Origin of the sequence: Fibrella musci (assembly GCF_041321105.1) — a bacterium.
GTDB classification, from domain to species: domain Bacteria; phylum Bacteroidota; class Bacteroidia; order Cytophagales; family Spirosomataceae; genus Fibrella; species Fibrella musci.
In genome coordinates, this window is sequence record NZ_JBGGWD010000011.1 from 18,584 (window position 1) to 40,431 (window position 21,848).

Sequence of the window (21,848 nt, forward strand, 5' to 3'; positions counted from 1 at the left end):
AAGGTTTTCGGGCGAGTGGTCGATATAATGCTGGGTACAAACATTGGATAGAGGGCTGTTTGAGACACGGAGCCTCACTCTATCTTGGTCAGATCTCCACTAATGATGCCTTTACAATTGATGAGGTTGAGAATCATTTGATTGCTGCCTTTCCAAGCGAAATGAATGTCAAGCACGTCGATAGCAGGCGAGAGATTACACTCGTACACGTTGGTGAAGTACCTGGCTGCATTCTTGCGAGAATGGATGAGGCTCGATAAGTATTGCGTAAGTTACCCCTTTGATTCGTTTCACCCGCGCCGACACCCGTAGGCATCGGCGCGGGTGAACGGGTCAGGCTACCAACTCGGCGACTTCAGTTTCTATGGGTTCGCTTTCGGTTTCCATCTTCCGCTTTAGGTCGGCTACTTCGGTTTCTAAGCGGTGCAACTCGGCTTCCTGCCGGAAGGGTTGGGCAAGTTTGCGGCTAAATTCCTGCTCAATAAGCCGGGCGCGTTCCAGTTCGCGGATGAGTTGGGCGGGGGCTTCACAAGCGCGGGCAACGGCGGCTTTCAGCGAGGAAAACAACCCGTTGGCCGACCCGACCACGCCCGACACTTCCCGACCCCACTGATAGCGTACTACCGCCTGACCGGGCAAAAAATCGCCAATCAATTCCTGTGATCGCTCCCCGGTTAGAGTTAGCGGCAAGCCGTTAACCAGTATTGTTTTCGACTCCTGTACCCGGCGTTTCGCCAATCCCTTGACTTGCTCAATCAGGTATTGCACCGGTTCGCCCCATTTTTCAGTATAGGTCGTGCCGTTTACCGTCACGTTCGTCACGGCGTAGATCTGGCCGAAATGTGTTTGTAAGGTCGCCGTTTCCTGTTCCAACTCGGCCAACGTTGGGCCTTGCTGCCGGATAAACCGTTGGGCGTTTTCGACCTGCCATTGAGCATCCATCACCCCGCGTTGCCAGTTTTTACGGGCCTGCACTACCCGCGATAGTTCAAGCTGCTTTGTCGTGTACAATAGGGCGTGTTGAGAGCCTGACAGCGTCGCCATCATTTGGTCGAACGACATAGCGGCAAAATCATCGTCCGCGCTGATGTCGGCCATTTGGTCGTCGGCAATGTGGCCTTTCAAAACTTGGTTGATAAATTTTTGCTTGATGGCTAACCGCCCGTAAGCCGTAGCGTCGAGCGTCCGGTCTACGCCGTAGGTCAACACCTCTACCGGCAAGTTCCAAACGGCATGTAAGTTGCCCTGCCGAATCAGCCGCCCATTCCGTTGTTCAAAATCAGTCGGTCTATTCGGCGCGTCTAGGTGGTGAACGGCCACTAAGCGTTCCTGCACGTTTACGCCCACGCCCGCCCGTTCCGACGTACCGAGCAAGACACGTACCTCGCCCGTGCGAACTTTGGCAAAGAGCGGTTCGCGCTTGTCGGCCTCGGCGGGAACAATGGCAATTTCAGTTTCTGGTACACCCTGCGCGATTAGCTTAGCCCGTATGTCCTCAAACAGGTTGAAGCGTTTAAAATACAGGTCGGCCCCCTCAACATCGAAGAACCCTTTTATAGATGGGCTTTGGTAGTTGTCGGCAAAGACCAACTGCGTTCCCAGGTACGTAGCCGATTTGTGATAGAGACGCAACACTTCCGTTACCAACCGGTTACACTTCGACCCGGTTTCGTCGGGATTCTCGGCATCCAATAGCCGTAAATCAATGGTGGCTTTGCGGGCCTGCCCGAAACACACCAACGGAATATGTGAGTTATCGCGCTTCTCGGCCCCGCTCAGGTTCTCAAACCAACGTAGCGTTTGCTTGATGCGGTCCAACTCGTCAGCTACGCCCTCGGTCTGTGGCAGAATAATGCGCGTATGCTGCCCGTCTTTCAGTACCGGTAACGTACTGTCGCGCTGAAACTCGATCACGTCTTCGTTCAGCACCACGTCAACATGAGCGCGGTACAACTCCGACAACTGCTGTACGTTAACGAACTTCGCAAACCGCTCTACCGCCTTAAAGTTGCCCGTTGCGGTCAGTTCAAACGACTGAATCACGGTGCCGAACGCTCCGGCGAATTGGTCAAACGTGGACAGCATAGCCTTGTTCAGCCGGTCAGGGGCAATAAACCGTAAGGTCGTCCATGCTTCGGCCATCGTGTTCGATATGGGCGTACCCGTCGCCAACACCACCCGGCCCCGCCGTGCCTGCACCGTGCGGCACTTAAACAACGCGCTTAGTGCATCCTCCGAACCCGCCGTATCAATGCCTTTTACGTTCTGTCGGGCCGTGAAAAAACCAAGCCGTTTGTAGCGGTGGGCCTCGTCCAAAAACAGCGCGTCGATGCCTAATTGGTCAAACGTCAGCATCTCGTCTTTTTTGCGGTCGGCCTGCCGGATGCGTCGGTTTGCCAGTCGTAGTTTCAGTTCGTTCAGCCGTTTTACGCTCATGGGCCGGTCGCGTCCCTGCCGGGCGGCTGCGGCTATGGTGTAGGCCACCCGGTCAATTTCTTCCTGAATAAACGCTTCCTCACTGGCGGGGTCGTCGGGTATCAGTTTCAGGAAACTTTGCGGAATCAGCACCCCGTCAAAGTTGTTTGTCGCAATTCGCTGTAAGAATCGTTTGCGGTTACTGGCTTCCAGGTCGGCGGGTTGCGGTACGTAAATAATGGCCGATGGATAGAGCGTCCGCCACGCACGGGCAAAGTCGTTGAGCGTTGAGTTTTGCACCACAATCATAGGCTTGTGGGCTACGCCTAGCCGCTTCAATTCCATAGCCGCCGAAATCATCGTGAACGACTTGCCCGACCCGACAACGTGCGCCAACAAGGTATCTTGCTCCTTAATCCGCTCCACGCCCCGAAACTGGTGCAAGCGTAACTGAATCGCAGGCGATGCGCCGGGGTACTGTTTCAGGGCGGGTTCGCGGTACGTTTTGTGTACATAGCTGTTGTACAGTTCGTTGTACACGGGTTCGATGGCCGCGCTGTGGTGGTCCCGTACAAAGTCAATAAACAGGTCGTTTAGAGCCTCCTGCGCCTGTACCGCCTGACTGGTGGCTTCAATGTCCTTTACCGTTTTCTCCTTACCCTCCGGGTCAATAATCGTTTTGGTAACAACAACGGTACGTCCCTGCAACGCTGCTTCGATGAGTTGAATAGCCGTTCGGCGTGACGTACCCAACGAGCGGTTTTGCACCGATGACACGTTCCCCGCTCCTGTTACCTCGTACTGCCCCACCCGCTGGTTATAGCCAACCGTTACGCTGCTGGTCTGCACGGTTTGGCCGATAAACTGTTCAATGATGTACGTAGGAATCCAGGCCGACCCCAACCGAAACTGAATAAGCGGGGCGGGTATGGTAGCCGGTACTACGGCGGTTAATGCCCGAACATTCACAGCGTACCGGGCATCTGTTTTGGCGGCTTCGGTGGCCTGCCCTAACTTTTTTCGCACGTTCCCCGACAGGTACGTATCTCGGTCGTCCAACTGCCCCGAAACCGGATTTGGGTACGCCAATTCACCCGCTACCAGTTCACTCTTGACTGCATCAACCGGTTTTTGCATCCACCGGCTAATCTGCCCCACATTAACCCGGCCCGTTAAGGCAATAGATAAGCGTAACGCATCGGCCAACGTTTCTACCCGTTCGGGGCAATGGGTGGCGGGGTGTACGCACTGACGAAAAATATCAGCCCTGTTAATAGTATGGCCCTTCTCGGCTCGGCTCACTACCTCCAACGCCTGAACGGTAGCAAATTGCGGGTCGTAGTCCTCCAGGAACGTAACGGCCCGGTTTCGGTTGAGCGTCCCAAAATAGCGCGTGAACAGTGAATAGGCGTGGTTTAACTCCATCCGTAACTCGTCGGTGATGGCCTCCCCCCTACCCTGCTGCTCGGCGCGTCGCAATTCCGTAAAGGCTTTCTTTACCCGCTCGTATTGGGCAACAATGAGCGTTTGGCTGTAACGTTTGCCCCGAATTGTTACCGACTCCATAAACCGCGCTAATTGAGTAGCTGGCCGGGCTGCGGCTCGTGGGCTTTCTTCGTAAACGTTAGCTGGTAGTTCAGCAAGGGCCGCGCTTAGTAACTGCGGCAACTGGTCAGAGTTGGGCTGGTGTAAGGTCGGCTGATCGGCCCGGTACAGCCCGCCTTTACCCACCTCATCGGCAAAGTGCATCGTACCAAGCATCATAGCCGGGCGGCTATGGTAATACTCGTTAACCGCCAACGTTCTTGCCGACTCTAGTTCATTGCCTTTCGCGTCCGTTAATTCGGCGCGTATAGTGATTGTCCGCTCAAACGCATTGGCCGCGAAGGGCCGCGCGCTACCTAACCGCTTCCGTAAAAACAGTACGTCGGTCGTTACCTGCGTTCCGGCGTTGGCTTCAAATGCATTCGACGGTAGCCGGATGGCTCCCAATAGTTCTGCCTCGGCTTCGTTTGTCAGGAATTGGCGAAACTCTGTACCGGCTGCATCAAGCGTACCCGCCGAAGTAATCAGGGCCACAATACCGCCCGGCTTAACCAACTGCACCGACCGCCCAATGAAATAATTATGAATGGCAAATTGGTTTAGTTCGGGGTGGTTGCGGTCGTACACCGTGTAACTGCCAAAGGGTACGTTACCAATTACCAGATCAAAGCTGCCGGCTTCAAACCCGGTCTGCTCCAGACCGCAAACGTGGGTGTCAACCTCCGGGTACAGCGTTTGCAACAACTGCCCCGATAGGCTATCTTTTTCCACCGCTACCCACGCCGACCGTTCGCGCAACGTCGGGGGCATCAGTCCAATGAAATAGCCAATCCCTGCGGCTGGCTCCAAGATGCGACCGCCCGTAAACCCGAACTGCTCAACGGCCTGCCACATGGCCGCTACCACTTGGGGAGCCGTATAGAAAGCATTCAACGTGGATGCTTCGGCGGCTGTCTGCTCGGCGGGGGTTAGCAGGTCGCTCAACCGCTGCCGGGTACGTCCGTACTGGCTCCCCCACCGGCTTACGGCATCATCGACAAAAACCGTTTTGTCCGTCTGGCCCCGCTGCCACGTCTCGAACGCATTCGCTTTCCAGATGGCTGACAGCCCACCCCAACCCGTATATAAAGACAAAATTTCTTGCTCGGCTGGTGTTGCGGGTCGTTGGGCTTGCTGTAGTTGCTTGAGCGTTTCCAGCGCGGTAAAGTTGGCCCGTAATTTGGCCGTGTTGCCAATTGGTATGACAAACGAATCTGCGCTAAGCGTAAAGCCGGTTTGCTGCTCCGTTGCAGGTACGTCTATTGGCTTAACGGCTGGCGGCTGGCTGGCTCGTGTCGATAGGGCGGGTTTGGGGCGGGTAGGTGGCACTAAGCCGGGCTGACCAAACAGCGCGTATTGATTGGCAATCAGGACAACAGGCCGAACGGTGGCCGTGCGGGTGCGTGGCGTTGGGTAATGGGTCATAAATAGCTGACTAGTTTAACACTATAAAGATAGCCAAATATTCAGCTATTTTAATATCTATATAGCTATTACTCAGGCTTTTACAACCCGTTTGATTCAGACCACTTTTACCAATTACCCCTTGATTCTTTTTAGCTCAGCGTATTTCGATTTCGGTGCTATATACCCGAAACTCGACTTCATGATTGGTTAGCGTAACAAACCGGTACGGTGGGTCTGTTTGCGGGCTTTCTCTTGATATCTGTGAATCACTTATAGCCCAGCCCTCCTGCCCTACCTGAAGTGTTGGTCCTACTCGTTGTATCAACTTGACCCGCTGCCAACCTTCACCTGGTGATGTATATAGCTGTTTATCCATGTAGCAAACTAGCTGAATAGCCAACAACGAACCATTCTTTATAAAAAGTGAAATAGCTGAATATTTTTTTATTCAGCTATTTCACTAATCGACTATACATATACTCGATTAGGTATGGCGTTGTCAATTATCGCGTTCCTATATCTTGGCGTACTCGCTGCCGCAGTTGCCCAAGACGAGGGCTGAAACGATGACTTTGCCAGCAGAGCTAACAAACGCTTGTATCGTTCACGTCCCTGTTCGATAAACGCATTACCCGTTGCGTCGGCGGTTGGTTCAAAGTAAAATACCTGAAAGGGAGCCGTTTTCTGCACACCGAGCAAGACGAACCGTTTAGCGTTAAGTCCGTCCAGATAAAAGGCCGTTTGCCGGTCATATTGATACAATTCGCAACATTCCAGGAACTGCTGGTATGTGCGGGCGCGGGTCGTTTTAATATCCACGATCAGACCGTGCCGTAGCCGAAGATCTGTTTGACATTTGCACAGTAACCCGGTTTCCGGGTCGCGGAAGAGGTGCGGCTGTTCTTTCTGACCCCATTGCAACGCCCACCGGCCAAAGCGGGTGGCCCGCACAGCCGTAGCCATTTTGGTTAATCGCTCCCGGTCAATGTCAGCGGGAATTGGTCGCCCGCAACGCGGTTCCAAAACCATTTGATGAAATGCCGATCCCTCAGCATAGGCAGCGACGGGGGTTTTATTAGGCGTCGCAGTAAGAAACCGCTCAAACTCAATCAGGTCTGAATTAGAAATAGCGGGATAGGAACGATACGTCGCGGGCTGAAATAGCATGATATACGGATAGTTAATTAAAGACATAAAAAATTATTTGGTTATTTGACTAGTTAAATAGTCAAATAACCAAATAAAAAACTACACAGTTATTACTTCAGCCTCTTGTACAGCCTGTTCAGTAGACTCACCAATAGGCAGCGCGATTGAGTCTGTAGCTGGCAGGGCGAAGGTTTCGGAGAAGCTGAGGTAGTTGGCCGTTTGCTTCAACGTATCGCGCCGGTAGATCGGACAATCAGCCGCGTACTCGGCCAATGCCTGCACCGTTTGCGGATCGGCGAGGGTGTAGCTGAATCGCCCGATGAACCATGATTTCGTCGGGTCATTTTTGCTCGTCACTTTTTCCGGGCGAACCGTCAGTACCACATCACAGAGCGTTTTTGGCTCGTTGCCTTCGTAAAGCAGCTTCTTGAAGATGCCACGCAACTCGGCAAGCGTGGTGCCATTGAACATGATGCTTGATACGCAGTTGAGCGCGTCGATAAAGAACAGTTCTGCCCAGGGTTCGCGGGTGCGATTGAATAGCCCGTCCTCAAACACACGGAACACAAACGGCTGAAACGAAAACTCTTTTACTGCTTTGCCATTACTATCCAGTACAACCGTGTCACCGTCGATATTGAACTGCCCGGTTTGGGAGTTGTAGCGGTACTGTTTTGGGTCGCCCTCGATGTAGCGGAAGCGGTTAGCAATGATAACTTCACCCTGCGTGTTGGTAATTTCATGCTGGTACGATTTCATAATCGGTATAGCGGAAAAAGGAGTTAATTAGTCCGGGCTTCACCGGCCAGACGTTCCGGTTTCAACACTATAAAGATAGCTATCTATCTGGCTATTTTCAAGTTAACTAACTGATAGTCAGAGTTTTATGAACCCGATCTGATTCTGTTTCTATAAAACACCCCTTGATTCTCAGCGAATTATTAAAATACATAAATAGTTAATTATTTGAATATTCACTCCTTACTACGCTTGGGTGAAGCCAGTAATTCTTGTTCGCGTTGTTGCAGCAAGTAGCGTTGACGGCGGGTATCGAGTATACCTTCGAGTCGGCTCAGTTCAAGTTGAAAGGAAGGCGATTCGGCAAGCGTGTCTGCCTCGGTAAGTAACTTCCGCAAAGCCGGTGAATCATCCACGGTTGCCTTGGCAACTACGTAGCGATGTTGCCAGTAGCCAACGGCAAAGCTATCCCGCTCATGAGCGGCCTGTAACCAGCCATAAAATAGACCACCCATAGCCAGTCCGGCCAACACCATCCCCACCGTCAGGTAACGTACCAGTCGAAGCAACGACTGCCCAGGCTGCTCGACCTTAACCAGCTTGGGGACGAGTTTCTCCAAACAAGCTTCCACGGTCGGGGTGAGCTGATCTGAAAGCTGCGGAAGCCAATTGGTGAGCCGTTGCACTAATTCGGTACGTTGCTGCTCACCGGCATCTTGCAGGGCAGAAACCAGCGCGCCAATCAAGTGGGGATCGAAAAGCGGAGCATCCGGGGTGGTGGCCAAATCGGGTTGAGGGGGTACGGGTAGGGGAGGAGTTGACGGTTGGGGCGATTGCTTCCAGTAGGGATTAGTTGGGTACATCTGACCGGAGTTTGGCTGGGCAGGCAGCGGTCGCTGCTGACCGATCATGTCCTGTTCAGGGTGAGTAGGAGAGGGGGCTGGATTCATGGACAAAAATTTCCCTGCCGACCCGTTTCACCGGTCGGCAGGGGAGAATACAGTTAGAGTTTGGTTCGATAGGCCCGGACGGCTTCAGCAGCCGGTTCTGCCATTGTTTGCTTCGCGCTCTGCTCAGATTTCAACTCAGTGTGGGGCCGGATTGTAGGCGGTGCGCCAACTTTCAGCGGGCTGGAATCCGGCAGCGGTTCACCTTGCCGGTTCTGGAGTACGTCGTTAAGATCTTTCTGCTGCCGGGTGGGGCGTACCACCTGGTACAATGCCTGGCCCTGCCGTTGATTGATTTCATCCGATAACATCGTCAGGGCCTTAACAAGTAAACGACCATCGTTGGGGAAGTGAATACGGGTGCGGGTCACGGCCTGATTTTGCTGTGAATCGAGCAACGTCTCGCGCTGAAACTCCTGCACCTTTTTCTCCTTATCATTCGCGTCGCCATTGTAATGAAACTGCTTCGTGAAGCGATTCATTTCATCGAGAAATCGCCCTAAAAATGCTTCGTTACGTTGCTGGGCCTCGCCGGGTCCGGTTGCGCCGGGCGTGAGGGGTTGGCGGAGTTCGAGGTCAAGCTTATTGACACCCGAATACAGGTCTTTCTCCAGCTTGGCATCTTTGTGCAGTTGCAGTCGGTTGTCAAACTCATTCCCGGAGATCATGGCTCGCTCCCGCGCGAACCGGAATTCATTACCCACCTTGCCCGTCATGTACTCCGACTGTGCCAGCTTCGATATGTCGTCGGGCAAGGGCACACCGAATGCTTTGGCATACGTAAAAGCCGGAATGACCGACTGCACCATCTCGACCGACACCTTCACATAATCGTCGGGCATGATTTCCTTAAAACGAGCCTGGTGGTTGATTGCCAACTTGTGACCTTCCGACAACGTACCGTCGGCGACGTCGAACCGTTTCAATACGTCGCTGAACGTTTTGACCTCCGGGTCGAAGGCAAATTTTGGCCCCAGTACGTTCGCCAGTGGGTTAGGAGGGAGGTTTGGTCCCGAATAGGCAATCTCCGGTTTGATGCGCAGGGCCGGATCAGCCGCCGGATGGGTTAGGCCGAGGTAGTTGATGGCGAACCGAAGCCCGGCGTTATCGCCATCCTGCGCGATGACAAACTGAGCTTCCGGGTTACGATCTAGTACCTTTTGAATGAACCCCATCTGTCGGCTTCCTGGTTGGCCACCCGTTGCCATGTAGAACCGTCGTTCGCCTTCCGCTTCGGGATTCAGTTGTTTGAACGATAGCGCGTCGATGGCTGATTCGGCCACCAGAATCCGCTGCGCCTGCACTTCCTTAAAGGCGTTTCGAGCCGACTCAATCGGTAACTGAACCTGCCGGGCAACGCCCTCTTCCACGAAATCGAATGAGATGGTATCCGCGCGGGGTCGATGAACCGTACCGATGGTCCCGACAGGTAAGTCATTGCGGCCATGCATGGCCAGGGGCATGGTCAGTTTGTAAAACCGGTTCGAATGCCATATGGCCTCGCCCCGCTCGCCTGATGGAAACGACTTGAACCGCTCGTTGCGAATATCCATCGATACCAGATGCCCGTCCTGCGCGTACATCGGGAAAGCCGTGTTGTGATGGGTCGTGCCTTTGTCGGAGGTATACGAGATGTTCTTGATGCGACCGTCAAACTCCGGCGAAAACAGTACGTCTTTGTGCAGTGACCGCCCTTCGAGGTAGCGCGTATCGGTCAGGGGTGCAATGGCGTATCGACTGTGCAGGTCTTTCTCGCGGAGTTTGGTGTCGATGAGCGCGTCTTTCACTTGCTTCAGCGGGGCTGTAACGGTTTTTTGCAGCGTGTAGTCGGCTGAAGCCATAATGCGATCAACAGCTTTGAACACGTTGCGGTAGATACCGTTCTCGACCCGTTCCAGAAACTTTATCACGTCGCCCCGCCAGCCGCGCTGATCGTTCATGTCCACGAACATCTTCTGACCGTACTTGTCGCCGGTGTACACGGCCAGGCGTTCCTTCGCGTTCTTCTCGCCCCGTTCGTAGATAAGCCACTCGTCACTCGGTTTCGATTTCTTGGTGTCGAGTTGAAACCCGTAGTCTTGCAATACTACCTCCAGATCAAGATCGCGCTTGATGGCCTCGAAATCACGCACCAGCTTTTCGGTACGTGGTTTGGTGGGGGTATCACCCTCTGTCGTTTTTGCGTCAGTAGGCTGATTGGGTTTGGTGGCTTTGGAAACCTCGGCTTCCTCCTTCATACCGGTTGGCGCAGTACGTTGAGTGCCGTTGGGCGACAAGTCAATTCGCCTGTCGTCGGCGTATTTCTCCAGCGTCTGGATATTCCACGCCTTATGATAAGCCGTCGACTCGCGAACATTCTGGTAGAGGTCCGGCACGGCTAACTGACGATAAGCGACAGACCCGTCCAATTTGCCCCGGTTGGTGATGAGCGCGGCCCGGTTGGTCTGGGCGCGGGTAAACAAGTCGCCAAAGTCATTGGCCTGGAAGCCATTGATGGCCGGGTACAGGCCCACCCGTTGTGGGCCATCACCGAGGGTAAGCATCTTTTTCGGTTGCGGATTGTCAGTCAGGTCAGGGTTCGTCCGGGTCAGGACGCGGGGGCCGTACATCGCCTGGATGGCTGTATCGAGTCGTTCGAAATTGGCGCGGGTCGGCTCGATCCAGAGTTGCACATTCCCAATGGCACGGGCCGGGTCGATGGCATTCATAGCGTAGTCGCCAAACGCCAGGTAACGTACCCCCGCTTTGTTGAGGTGGCGCAGAATGGCCAATTGCTCACGAGTAGCGCGGTTTTGGGCTTTCTGTTTCATACGTTGCGCTGGGTTAGTTCGGTTGGTCAGGTACGTTCAACTCGAAGCCGCCGAGGGTCGGTTCGTGTATCCGGTGGAGATCCCCGGCCAAGACGGTTAGATCATGCTGAAGTTCTGTGAAGGCCAAAAACAAGCGTTCCCGCTCGTCGGGGGTGAGTACCTGCCAGAGATCAGGGTCGTTGACGGCGGCATTGAGTACGGTTATGGGTGGGTCGCCGGGTTCTTCGCCGTCACCAATGAAAAGGGGCTGAATCGCCTGGTGAATGCGGTCACGGCCCCATTGTTCTTCAAGGAAAGTCAGATAAAGCATACGTCAGAATTAAAGCGTTGGCTTGGAAGCTACGGCCAGTTCGTCGACTGGCCTGTTGTGCTGGACAGGGTCAATCCCACGGGATGAATGATTGGCTGGAGCGGGCAACAACGTCAGCGATAGGGTAGGAGAGTGGGTCTCCGCTGATACAGTTTGTTGAATCAAGACCGGGCTGATCGAATGCACTATCTGCTGGTGAATGTCTGTCAACATCGGGTGCCAGATCATCGCGCTGGCCTGTACAACTCCGGTAGTTTGGTTCACAGGACTCTCAAATGAAGGTCTGAATAGGTGTATAAGTCGGTTAGCCTGTGCATCACTGAGTTCAATCGGTTCTCCGTTGCTCTTATTCATTGCTTTTGTTTAATATTTTATCTAAAATTAGGTAGTATTTTAAATATTTAGCTGATATAAGGCTTATTTTTGTCTTGTGAAAGCAAACGCACAGAATGATAGTACACCCTCTATTTTGGCTAAATTGGCTGGTACTGAGCTATTATATAGAAGCTAGCCCTCTACTAAAGGCAAGAAATCAGAGTCAGGATTCAATAGCTCAATGGTACCCGATAGTTGGACAAACAGACGGACTTGACTCTGTACCAATTTCGAGAGAACCATACAGCCGAATGTGGATTGTCACGGCATTGCCAGACCAGATTACAGCTCAGTTCGTCGCGCTGTTCTGGCAATCGCCTGCATTGGCGCAAACTATCCCCTGCCTGCCACCCCTCGGCGACTGGTCGGGCAACTACATCTCATCAGGGTTTGGCTGGCGAAACCATCCGACGCTTCGCACCGTCCGACACCATGACGGTATCGACATTGCCGGTCCGCATCAGTACGTGCGGGCAGCCGCAATGGGTCAAGTGAGTACGGTCGGCTACAGCAAAACCTTGGGCCACTTCGTCTGCATCGACCACCTGAACTCGTATCGTACCGTCTATGGCCACCTTTCGCTGACGTTGGTGCGGGTAGGCCAGACATTGCGAATTGGTGAAACGCTGGGTATCACGGGTCAGTCGGGCCGGGCCACGGGCGTGCATCTCCATTACAGCATTACGAAACAGAACGTACCTGTCGATCCGATACCCTACCTCACGCTGGCAATGGATGTGGTACGTACCTATCAGCAACAGGCCCGCCGACAGACCGGGTCTCATCCTTAACCTATTTTATTACTATGCCGGAAATGACCAGCAAAGAACGCGAGGGCCACACCCAGACCGTTGAGTTATTCATTATCGCTGCCGTAGGGCTGCTATTGCTCCATTGCCTGTGGTTCTGTCATGAACTTACAGAGCCGGTTATTTGGCTACGTAGCTATTTGTATAGTTTTCTATCTACGCTCAATAATCGGCTGGGCCTGTTCCGAAATCCGTTCACTAGTAAAGCGTTTGTGCTGTTGTTGCTCTTCCTGTACGCCATCGGCTCGAAAGGCAAGATTGATCCGGGCATTGGGCGGCATCAGGTACTGCGGCACACGGGCGCGGGCCTACTGTTATTTCTAGGCTCGATACCGCTGTTGTATGCCAAAGCACTCGTTGCCCCACTGGCAGTCGACATACTGTATATCGGCCTGACGGTAGGCGGTACCATGCAATTAATTAAAGGAGGGCAGTACCTGTCGCGCATCCTCTTTACGCGGTCGCCGAACGATATTTTCAACGATACCAACGAGGAGTTTCCACAGAATGAAACCTTCGTGCAGAATGAGTTCTCGATTCATTTCCAGACGCAGTACTTTTTCAAAGGCCAGTGGCGGCAGGGGCTGATTAATATCGTGAATCCATTCCGCTCAAACATGGTGCTGGGTTTGCAGGGGTCCGGCAAAACCTTTGCCGTGCTGATTCAGGCACTCTGGCAAAGTCTTTACAAGGGCTATACGGCCTACGTCTATGATTTCAAATTTCCTGACCTGACTGAAGAAGCCTACAACGCCTATCGCAAAACGCTGGCCGAGAACACCTACGCCTGGACACCCGCCGACCAACTGGCCGAGCGCAAACGAAACCGACAACCGCTGATTCCGAAGTTCTACGTCTTGAACTTCGACGACATCGAGTTTTCGCACCGCTGCAACCCCATTCACGCCGACGGCATGACCGATGTGATGGATGCCTACGAAGCCGCCCAAACAGTAATGCTCAACTTGAACAAAACCTGGGCGCAAAAACAAGGCGAGTTCTTCCCGGAGTCGGCGATCAATTTTCTAACATCGGTATTCTGGTACCTGCGGACGGTTAGCCTGAAGTATCGAGCTTTGCTGGAAGCAGAACGAGCCAAACACGAATCAGCGCAAGACCCGGATCGGCTGGCGGCTTATCAGCGACTGGCCAACTGCTGCACCTTCCCACATACGCTGGAATTCACGAACCGACGCTACGACGAAACGTTCGCCTTGATGGAGCGCTACCCTGAAGTAGAAATCTACGTGCGACCCTTTATCGATGCCCGCGATGGTGGAGCAATGGAGCAGTTGGAAGGGCAGATCTCGTCGGTACGTATCCCAATGGCCCGGCTCTCCTCACCCACGTTGTACTGGGTCATGACGGGCCACGATTTTTCGCTCGACATCAACAACCCCGACGACCCGAAAATCCTGTGCACCGGCAACAACCCTGACCGAACGGCCATTTACGGAACGGCCTTCTCGCTTTACACGGCCCGGCTGATGAAATCGGTCAATCGGAAAGGCCGACTTAAATCGGCCCTGTTCTGGGACGAGCTACCAACGATGTTCCTCAAAGGTCTCGACATGCTGATCGCAACGGCCCGCTCGAATAAGGTCGCCACTTGGTTGGGTATCCAAGATTTCGAGCAGCTCACGCGGGACTACGGGGAGAAAGAAGCGAAGGTGATTATGAACCTGGGAGCCAACGTGTTTTCAGGTACGGTGGTCTATGAGACCGCCGAGAAGCTGTCGCGCCGATTCGGCAAAACGAACCAGGCCAAAGAGTCGATTACCTACTCGAAAAACGACACCACAATCAACGTATCGCAGCAACTAACCGAGATGATCCCGGCGGCTAAAATCTCCCGGCTCAAGCAGGGGGAGTTCGTCGGGCAATTCGTTGATAACTTCGGTGAAGAGCTGGACCTGAAAACCTTCAAGTGCCTGATCAGTGTAGACAGTGAGCAGCTAAAAAAGCCTCACAAATTGCCTCCCATGCTCGACCTCGACGGCATCATTCGTGACGTATACGGTGGTGATCCAGGTACGTTAACGTCCACCGAACGGCAGCACTACAAAACCCAGTTGCTTCAGGATAACTACCGGCGGGTAAAGGAAGATATTCAACTCCTGGTCGATTATGAGGTGGCTGAGTTTGGGATTGTGTTTAAGGAGCGAAAGGCAACGTAGTCTGCTCGGTAAGCTTACCTATTTAACTTATAGTTTAGTTGCAAAAGAGTGCTACAGTAACCTGAACGGGATGAGCAGCAGGAGGGGAGTTTAATCGCTGTTCTATATGCCTTATCATGTCGTTCGTACCTTGACGGTACCCGTACTGTTGTCCCCATATAAACCCAGTCGCAGTTCCTAAAGCAATCAGCACGATCATAAGTAGGAGTCGTCTACGTGCGTAGTTTGGTATCTTTTCAGGCATTATAGTTATTTTAAAAAAGTGAGCTCTTCGTAAGAAAGTCCCGACGTTGGTTCATAAACTCTCTTATGTTGTATGGTCGTTTCAAATAATAAGTTGATTCTTCGCACTATGTGTAAAGCTTATAAAAATACCCCTTTGTTCTTTTCTGACTGCCTTTAAGGGCAGTCAGCTTACTTGTTACAAAACGTAGTTTGCTGCGATAGCGTGGAATGCCTTCTCGTCGAGGGCGTAGCGGGCGGGTAAGTTCAGCCCGGTGTTACCATTGAATAGGGCGTGGTTAACCCCATTGTACAATAGCCAAGCGTTTGGCCCCGTACTCAAAACGCTTTCTTCAATAGCCATACGTTCCATTGCGGCATCAACCAACTTTTGTGAGATACCCACCTTACGAACCAGTTTAGCGGCCTCCTGCCGGTCGGTTACGGCGGTGTCCTGCATCAGTTTAAAAACCTCGTGCGTGGAGCTGGGAGCCTGCTGCGCGTACTGCATAAAATCACGCAGGAAATTAACCAGGAACGCCTTAAACTGATTAAGGTTAATACCTCGGTGCGTAAAGATGTGCTGATAGGCCCGGAGCGTTTCCGCGCTCTCGTACACCCATTCCAGCCCCTTCACCTTGGCTTTCTCCGGTGTTTGACCCGTTACGAGCCAATCGAGGTACTGGTCAAGGCTAATAAATTCATCCGCCCAACCCATCATGCCGTTAGAGCAGATTTGCCGGTAGTAAGCAACGCGTACTTTTTGCTGTCGTACCCGCTTCATCTCTGTACCCTGGATGGTGAACTGCGACTTACCCGTGTACGAATTGGTAAACGTTAATTGCCGCTGAATGATGTCGTTGGGGCCAACGGTCGTTTCGTCGGGCAGTAGTACGTTGATAGCGTATTCGCCGTTTCGGCTATAGCGGATATGAACCGGCTGCTCTATTCCGGCCACCTCCGTTACAGCATCGCGGATAATGGTATTCGGAACGAGCGAGTACCGGGGCGACTGAGCGGCAAAAACCTGCCGTTCCTCGTTTGGCATTGTGCCGACTATTAAGTGTTGCCGGTCGGTCGGAACCATCCGGTAGGGTTCGGGCAGCACGTCGCGGGCGGGAACGGACTTAACCGGGAAACAGATGGTATCCCATGACGTAGTGGTAAGCAGTTGGTTGTTGACATTGGCCTTTTTCATGGCGATCAGCAAGTAAAGAGTTTGAAAATCCGGCCTGTCTTTCAGGCCGTTTGCTGATATAAAAATAGCCAATTCAATAGATCATAACTAATTGAAAAACAGGTATATATGCCTTTATAGCCCACTACTGTTCACTGATTTTTTCCAATACCCCTTGATTATTTTCAGCGCACGAATACCCCTTTGCAAAGGGGTATTCATATTAAAGGTATTTTTGCTAACTGTCGATCAGAATCGTTATGGAATCGCCCCAATCTGTGTTTTTTATCGAAGGCCAAGCGGACCCGGATAAGCACCTGCAACAAACCGTCCAACTCATGATCGACGCGGAAGCCTGGATCAGCATCACGCTGAAGCAACACCCTATCAAAGGGCTTGAAGTGGATGTTAAATCGGCCAACCTAAGTGGCGAGCAACTGAACCAGATACTACAATTTGCGGTCAGTGCTACCAGCGGCCCGCCGACACCTCAGAATTAGCCAATTAACTATCCTGTTTACAGCTCAGGCATACACGCGAGCCAATGAGAGCCGTAAACCCGTCATGCGCTCAATAGTGGCGTGTAGGTCACTGGCTTCGACCTGCTCCATGACGACTTCTGTGATAGTCTGCTTTGTTTCAGTCGAAAATGTTAATTGATATAGATCTTCGCCGATGTCGTAACGTACCTGAACAGAGTTGAACTTAGAATTGGCTATGCGCCATTGCAGTACGTTCGATGCGTTGTCAAACGTGATGTTTTTGGCTCCCATCATAAAGAAGGCCATTCGACCAATCTGGTCGTAGAGGGTTTGCAGATAAGGGTTCATCGTCTTTGCCATTGCGGTACTTTATATTGGGTTATACACTGTTAGTTCTGGTCATAGGTACGTTGCATACAAGCCATTCGCCGGGATAAATACAGTTGAAACAGGGTAGCTTCAATAGCCTTGCCCACGAGCCAATGGGCAACGTCGGGCGAACACATTTGAGCCGGGTTTTCTAAATCAGCTTCAGCGATGCTCTCCCATATCGGGAAATCATCGGCGGGGTTACTAAACACAAATCCGTGCTGCCGGGCAGTGGCGACAAGGTCGCGGTTAATTCGGCTGTCGATGGCTAACCGGATGCGGGCGGGGCTGATAAAGCAATGCATAAAAGGCCGTTGAGTCAGCGTATTATCTATTGCCTCGCGCTGAACTCAATATAAATTTACAGCCTAATATTATATTTTAAAATATTGATAGTCAGTGTTTTACGCTTTCAAATCCTCTTGATTACTACGTAGTTTGCTTTTCGATTCCCCTTGATTTATACATAAAAAAACCCGCTTACGGGCGGGTGAAACAACCAATTGCAATTTGTATTACTCAGTCATAGGCTGCGGTTTGGGTTCAACATCTTTAGCGGCTTGCTGCTGTTCAATCCAAGCGCGCTTGTAAACCGCGTAACATAGACTGAATACCTGTTCGGGGGGAAGCTCAAGAAACATAGCCAGTTCGTCAACTTCGTTGATGGTGATGTTGCGAAGATTGTTTTGCCTGGTTTTGTACCAGTTGTTGTACGACATCTTCATCACCTCGGCAATTTTTGCCTGTTTTATGCCTCGGAAATCAATGAGGCCAACGATGTCTTCGTACAGTAATTTGGGTTTCTCTTCCATTTTTTGCTGAGATAATAGCGTCAAGACATATGATGAATTCGGATGTATTGACGCTGTAATTTCAGCAAAAAATGGAATATCTCCTAACAACACTGTAAATTTTATTGACTTTTTGTTTAATTTTTTATCTGACTGTTTTCGACTACTGGGAAACCGTATTTCCGTAGCAGGTCGCAGAATCCCTTTGTGTAGGACAGTTTCCCCCCATTAACCGCCTGCACCATAGTCATCAGATCGACAATGGTGTCCGCACTTGCGCAGTAACCAGCCAAGTCTGCATTGAAGGCGTGAATGACCTTGCCCAGATCTGGCTGATCGAAATAGACAATCGGAGCAAACCAGCTATGCTTTTCCCGCATGATCCGAATCTCGATCAACTCTTCGTGCGAAAGCTGACTACTGTCGAAGAGAACAATCAAGCGACTTCGACATAATGTAGAACGTAACGTAGCGGCTTGTCGAAACGCTGGCCAATCGGCTGCTATTTTGATAAGACACCCTGCCCGCTTCTCGGTTAAAGTGGTGGGAGATATCTCGATTTGACGTTGTTGGATGGAAGGCCCTACAAACCAGATTTCTTTTGATGAAATTGAAAAGAGCGTACACATACGGCGGATATGTGGCGATTTAAAGGACTTCTGGGTCCGGCCACATATCAAAAAAAGAGGTTGAACCGGATGGCTCCAACCTCTTTTCGATCAACCTAAATCCGTATTCGGCCAATCCATAAAGGGGCATTTATGTTCGGTGAACTACGTTGGCAAACGTAACATCTGACTGCTTTGCCTGGCTTGTTCAGAAGCGTACCGCCTGGCTAAAAAGTGGTACACCACGCCTTCACTCAACCGCTGATCGCTGCTGAAAAACCGATTGAAATGCATGTGCAGTAATGAAGCGATGAAATCTACTTCAGGTGGTTGCGCGGTCGATTCTGCGGTACGTACCGCTCGTAGTTGGCCAATGAGGTGATTCATTTCCGAAGGCATGGCCAGCAATCGTGTTCTGTATGCTTCTTCGCGACACAAACAGCGGGCATGCCACACCCGATACTGTTCGTTCAGGTGCTTTCTCATTGCAGGGTTGTGGCCGTGTTCGGCAAGGAACCGTTCCTGAAGGGTATTCAGTAACCTTTCTTTCTGCATGAGTGTAAAGCCAAACCCACCCAGCATCTGATCGGCCTGCTGACAGGCTACCCACCAATGCTCGTCCTCCTCCAGCTCATCTCGCCGGATGATCCAGTCAATAATCCATTGGCTATCAAGGCCAAATAGCTGTTCGCACTGTTCGATGGTTGTTGTTCCGTACCGCTCTACTTCCCGTTCATACGTATCAATCTGCACCGATTGAACCCGGTCCTGATCGATCCATCCTTGCAGACTTGCCATTAAGGTGGCCAATACTTGGGCATTCGTTTCAGGCTGGCCAAAAAACCGAAGTCGGAGGTGTGGTTCCGGGTCGTAGTAACGAACGAAAAACCATTGTTGAATATGCCCCTGCCCAATGGCTTCGTCCGTGAACGGAGCTATGACACTCGTCAATAGTTCGTCAGCCGTTTGCTCTCCCACGTACACTTTTACATACAACCACTCACTGCCTGGTAGAAACGTGCGCTGGACAGTTCGGATAGACTCAGTAAACGGCGATGGTCGATAGGGGAGGGGAGCAGCGGTTTGCCTGAACGGGATGACCAGCTCGCCCGTGAACCGCCCTCCTTCGCCCGTCAGCCAGCAGGCTTCTGGCGTGGCCAGCCATTCTACAAGACGTACCGTTTTGCGTTTTTGTAATTCCGTAAACAGAATTTGTCGGCACGGTGCTACGGTCAAGTCGAGCAACAATTCGTTGTCGGCTTCTGCCAGAGCAACGTACCGGGGCAGCGTCAACGATTGTTGTACTTGATCGACCATCGCGTTGGCAGAAACCCAGTTTGTTTGCCAGTTGAGTTGCCATTGAGCACGGGACACAACAATGTTCTGGTACGTTAGCCGGGGTAGGGCCGGTTGATCAGCCAGTGTTCCCCACGACCAACGCAGATGCAGTGACTCATCCTGATGGCTCAGATCGCTTAGGAAACGGTAGATGTCGTCGGAACCGTGATAGTTGTGAGCCGTTGAGTTACGGGGCAACACGCGTTTATCGTGTTTCTTAGACCACAGCTCAACAGTTTTACCGTCAGGCACCCGAATCCACAAATCCGACAACAATAATATATGGTCGTCACCGACCCCGCCAGGCGTTAGATATGGGATTTCATACGCCCGTAGACTTGGCCGACACACCACATTCCCAACCCGGCCCGTCGGTAAATGCACGATTTCCGCCAGTAAACAATCCGGGTATTGTTGGGCCTCCCAGTCGGTCAGTTCCTGCACTTGACGTGTTAGCACATCATCCAGCGCGGTAAAACGAGTCATCAGTGAAGCGGCAGTCGGGCCGGTCACGCTTTTCAAGACAATTTGAAACTGACCGTTGTCGATAGCTTCAGTATCCGCTCCGAGCAAATCACCCAGTACGGCCCAGCTTCGTGCCGTTATCGACGCAGGCGTTTGCTCTTTTGCTAATTGGGTTAGTTCGGCATCCGTGATCGTCTGCGCTAGTTGCCCGGTTCGGAGAAAGTCTGTCAGTTTTGCCAGTCGGAAGGCATCAAGCTGATCGGAGACGGGCATTTTTCGGTTGCTTGCCGAGATAGTGAGTTGCTGAAGTAAGGCTGAATGCCCCGATGCACCCGCCAATCCATTCGGACCGTATCCGATCCCCGATTCGTGGTCCAAGGCCACCAGCAACGGTTTGGGTTCACTACCGTACCGGTCAAAGAAACGCCGGGCAAACGTACCTAATGTTTCCGGTACGTAGTGTGTTCGAAGCGGCATCAGCCGGGTGAGCTGCTGGCTAATTTTCCCAACCACTGGTTCACCGACGGTAACGGTTGCCGATAGACGTATCATATCCGTTTGCAGCACGTCGCCGGGCAGATCGTCTTCGCCCAACATGGCCCGCATCTGTTTGTCAAGGTTTACCAGTTCGGCTACCGACAAGTCAGGCTGACACAACGTATTCTGTAACGTGGTTAATGACTGGACAACGGAGCTGGCGGCAGGAATTGACCGCAGCCGTTTCAGTACTTGCTCGAACGCAGGTGGCCCTGTTACACCCGGCTCCAGCTCACTGATGAGTACATGTTCGTTGATCAACGCATCGACGTACGTAGCGGCCTCCTTTTCAGTATCACCTGTGCATTGCTGAACCATCTCAATCAATGCCCGAGCCGTTACGCCGTTGGGTATCTGCTTTACGTGGTTCAGCAGGGCCTCAAGCAGTTCGTCACGCTCAACAGAATTGATATAGAAGGAGCGTTGCCCGTCGATTAGTCGATAGGCAGAGTATCGGTACTGCCCCCCCAGTTGATATAGGCTATTATTGAGACAATATCGAAGCTCGCTCTGTATTGCCCGATGCTGCTCCAATGACGCTATCAGCCTAGTCAGCCAGGCCATATCGGGCCGGGTACGTAGCGTACTATTGCCTGATACAAGGACACCTGAAGTCTGGTCAGAAAGGGAAATGGAACTCACTCCAGCGAACAATCCAAATGGCGTACATCGGCTGCTCATGCGAACAATGTACCGCCACAAAGCCAACCGGGCCGCTTCAGAGGGGATACATCCTGGATTATTCCGCCAATCCTGCCATACCTGATACAAAGCTGGCGATGCTACGTACAGGGCTTTTTCTGCCAGTGGCTGTTCCAACCACCAACGGAGAGTATTGTCGCCGAAATCAGCCAGGTGTTCCCACTGGGTGATCAGTTGATCAATTGAAAATAAGGGAGATCGCAGCAGTGCGAACCGGTAAGGCTGTGGCAAAGCGTTCATTCAGATAAAGCGCAAAGCAAAAGGCCGTCAGCTTAAGAGTTGACGGCCTTCGCAATTAGAGGGTGAAGATGATGGTTAGATCAATCGTCGTTGGGTACTTAATTGGCCGGGGGTTCGTTTGCGGCATCCGTGAGCCAATTGATTTACTCTTCAGGCGGTTTGCTTTGTTAGCAGTCATTGCATTAATGATTAATTG

Annotated in this window: 15 protein-coding genes; 3 read left to right on the forward strand and 12 right to left on the reverse strand. The window is 52.1% G+C overall.

The window, feature by feature from the left end; translation table 11 throughout:
• Window positions 1–333: 333 nt before the first annotated feature.
• The 6 genes from ACAW74_RS27625 to ACAW74_RS27650 form a co-directional block, all read right to left on the reverse strand.
• Entirely contained in the window at window positions 334–5,424 is a 5,091-nt protein-coding gene (locus ACAW74_RS27625) for a helicase-like domain-containing protein (protein ID WP_370701497.1), read from the reverse strand.
• Window positions 5,425–5,874: 450 nt separating this feature from the next.
• Window positions 5,875–6,600: a PD-(D/E)XK nuclease-like domain-containing protein gene (locus tag ACAW74_RS27630; RefSeq protein ID WP_240699489.1), complete on the reverse strand. Its 726-nt coding sequence runs from the start codon at window positions 6,598–6,600 to the stop codon at window positions 5,875–5,877.
• Window positions 6,601–6,654: 54 nt separating this feature from the next.
• The gene (locus ACAW74_RS27635) at window positions 6,655–7,314 is read right to left on the reverse strand and encodes a hypothetical protein (protein ID WP_370701498.1); all 660 of its coding nucleotides are present in this window, start codon (window positions 7,312–7,314) and stop codon (window positions 6,655–6,657) included.
• Between the two features lie 215 nt (window positions 7,315–7,529).
• Window positions 7,530–8,243 (reverse strand): hypothetical protein, encoded by a 714-nt coding sequence (locus ACAW74_RS27640; protein WP_129606279.1) that lies wholly within the window; start codon window positions 8,241–8,243, stop codon window positions 7,530–7,532.
• A 53-nt stretch (window positions 8,244–8,296) separates the two neighbouring features.
• The gene (locus ACAW74_RS27645) at window positions 8,297–11,050 is read right to left on the reverse strand and encodes a toprim domain-containing protein (RefSeq protein ID WP_370701499.1); all 2,754 of its coding nucleotides are present in this window, start codon (window positions 11,048–11,050) and stop codon (window positions 8,297–8,299) included.
• Window positions 11,051–11,063: 13 nt separating this feature from the next.
• Window positions 11,064–11,360 carry a hypothetical protein gene (locus ACAW74_RS27650; RefSeq protein WP_370701500.1) on the reverse strand — a complete coding sequence of 99 codons (297 nt, stop codon included), beginning with the start codon at window positions 11,358–11,360 and terminating at the stop codon, window positions 11,064–11,066.
• 626 nt (window positions 11,361–11,986) lie between these two features.
• Here ACAW74_RS27650 and ACAW74_RS27655 point away from each other — a divergent pair.
• Both ACAW74_RS27655 and ACAW74_RS27660 read left to right on the forward strand, forming a co-directional pair.
• Window positions 11,987–12,526: a M23 family metallopeptidase gene (locus ACAW74_RS27655; RefSeq protein WP_129606039.1), complete on the forward strand. Its 540-nt coding sequence runs from the start codon at window positions 11,987–11,989 to the stop codon at window positions 12,524–12,526.
• Between the two features lie 14 nt (window positions 12,527–12,540).
• The gene (locus ACAW74_RS27660; RefSeq protein WP_129606041.1) at window positions 12,541–14,721 is read left to right on the forward strand and encodes a YWFCY domain-containing protein; all 2,181 of its coding nucleotides are present in this window, start codon (window positions 12,541–12,543) and stop codon (window positions 14,719–14,721) included.
• Between the two features lie 421 nt (window positions 14,722–15,142).
• On the opposite strand, the gene ACAW74_RS27665 is transcribed toward ACAW74_RS27660, so the two are convergent.
• Window positions 15,143–16,141, reverse strand: a complete 999-nt coding sequence (locus ACAW74_RS27665; protein WP_370701501.1) for a DUF932 domain-containing protein — start codon at window positions 16,139–16,141, stop codon at window positions 15,143–15,145.
• 239 nt (window positions 16,142–16,380) lie between these two features.
• On the opposite strand from ACAW74_RS27665, the gene ACAW74_RS27670 reads away from it, so the two are divergent.
• Window positions 16,381–16,620: a hypothetical protein gene (locus ACAW74_RS27670; protein ID WP_129606047.1), complete on the forward strand. Its 240-nt coding sequence runs from the start codon at window positions 16,381–16,383 to the stop codon at window positions 16,618–16,620.
• A 24-nt stretch (window positions 16,621–16,644) separates the two neighbouring features.
• Here the strand turns inward: ACAW74_RS27670 and ACAW74_RS27675 are convergent, their stop codons facing one another.
• The 5 genes from ACAW74_RS27675 to ACAW74_RS27695 form a co-directional block, all read right to left on the reverse strand.
• Window positions 16,645–16,962 (reverse strand): hypothetical protein, encoded by a 318-nt coding sequence (locus ACAW74_RS27675; RefSeq protein ID WP_129606049.1) that lies wholly within the window; start codon window positions 16,960–16,962, stop codon window positions 16,645–16,647.
• Window positions 16,963–16,991: 29 nt separating this feature from the next.
• Complete coding sequence (locus tag ACAW74_RS27680) at window positions 16,992–17,276, reverse strand: hypothetical protein (protein ID WP_129606051.1); 285 nt, start codon at window positions 17,274–17,276, stop codon at window positions 16,992–16,994.
• Between the two features lie 210 nt (window positions 17,277–17,486).
• Window positions 17,487–17,783: a helix-turn-helix domain-containing protein gene (locus tag ACAW74_RS27685; RefSeq protein ID WP_129606053.1), complete on the reverse strand. Its 297-nt coding sequence runs from the start codon at window positions 17,781–17,783 to the stop codon at window positions 17,487–17,489.
• Window positions 17,784–17,899: 116 nt separating this feature from the next.
• Window positions 17,900–18,391, reverse strand: a complete 492-nt coding sequence (locus ACAW74_RS27690) for a hypothetical protein (protein ID WP_129606055.1) — start codon at window positions 18,389–18,391, stop codon at window positions 17,900–17,902.
• 144 nt (window positions 18,392–18,535) lie between these two features.
• Window positions 18,536–21,652 carry a lantibiotic dehydratase gene (locus tag ACAW74_RS27695; RefSeq protein WP_370701502.1) on the reverse strand — a complete coding sequence of 1,039 codons (3,117 nt, stop codon included), beginning with the start codon at window positions 21,650–21,652 and terminating at the stop codon, window positions 18,536–18,538.
• Window positions 21,653–21,848: the final 196 nt, after the last annotated feature.

Bases quoted from the DNA above. Each gene is read 5' to 3' on its own strand.
- ACAW74_RS27655 (WP_129606039.1), top strand. From the start codon at position 11,987: ATGTGGATTGTCACGGCATTGCCAGACCAGATTACAGCTCAGTTCGTC.
- ACAW74_RS27695 (WP_370701502.1), bottom strand. From the start codon at position 21,652: ATGAACGCTTTGCCACAGCCTTACCGGTTCGCACTGCTGCGATCTCCC.
- ACAW74_RS27630 (WP_240699489.1), bottom strand. From the start codon at position 6,600: ATGTCTTTAATTAACTATCCGTATATCATGCTATTTCAGCCCGCGACG.
- ACAW74_RS27650 (WP_370701500.1), bottom strand. From the start codon at position 11,360: ATGCTTTATCTGACTTTCCTTGAAGAACAATGGGGCCGTGACCGCATT.
- ACAW74_RS27690 (WP_129606055.1), bottom strand. From the start codon at position 18,391: ATGTGTACGCTCTTTTCAATTTCATCAAAAGAAATCTGGTTTGTAGGG.
- ACAW74_RS27685 (WP_129606053.1), bottom strand. From the start codon at position 17,783: ATGGAAGAGAAACCCAAATTACTGTACGAAGACATCGTTGGCCTCATT.
- ACAW74_RS27675 (WP_129606049.1), bottom strand. From the start codon at position 16,962: ATGGCAAAGACGATGAACCCTTATCTGCAAACCCTCTACGACCAGATT.
- ACAW74_RS27660 (WP_129606041.1), top strand. From the start codon at position 12,541: ATGCCGGAAATGACCAGCAAAGAACGCGAGGGCCACACCCAGACCGTT.
- ACAW74_RS27625 (WP_370701497.1), bottom strand. From the start codon at position 5,424: ATGACCCATTACCCAACGCCACGCACCCGCACGGCCACCGTTCGGCCT.
- ACAW74_RS27680 (WP_129606051.1), bottom strand. From the start codon at position 17,276: ATGCATTGCTTTATCAGCCCCGCCCGCATCCGGTTAGCCATCGACAGC.
- ACAW74_RS27645 (WP_370701499.1), bottom strand. From the start codon at position 11,050: ATGAAACAGAAAGCCCAAAACCGCGCTACTCGTGAGCAATTGGCCATT.
- ACAW74_RS27635 (WP_370701498.1), bottom strand. From the start codon at position 7,314: ATGAAATCGTACCAGCATGAAATTACCAACACGCAGGGTGAAGTTATC.
- ACAW74_RS27665 (WP_370701501.1), bottom strand. From the start codon at position 16,141: ATGAAAAAGGCCAATGTCAACAACCAACTGCTTACCACTACGTCATGG.
- ACAW74_RS27670 (WP_129606047.1), top strand. From the start codon at position 16,381: ATGGAATCGCCCCAATCTGTGTTTTTTATCGAAGGCCAAGCGGACCCG.
- ACAW74_RS27640 (WP_129606279.1), bottom strand. From the start codon at position 8,243: ATGAATCCAGCCCCCTCTCCTACTCACCCTGAACAGGACATGATCGGT.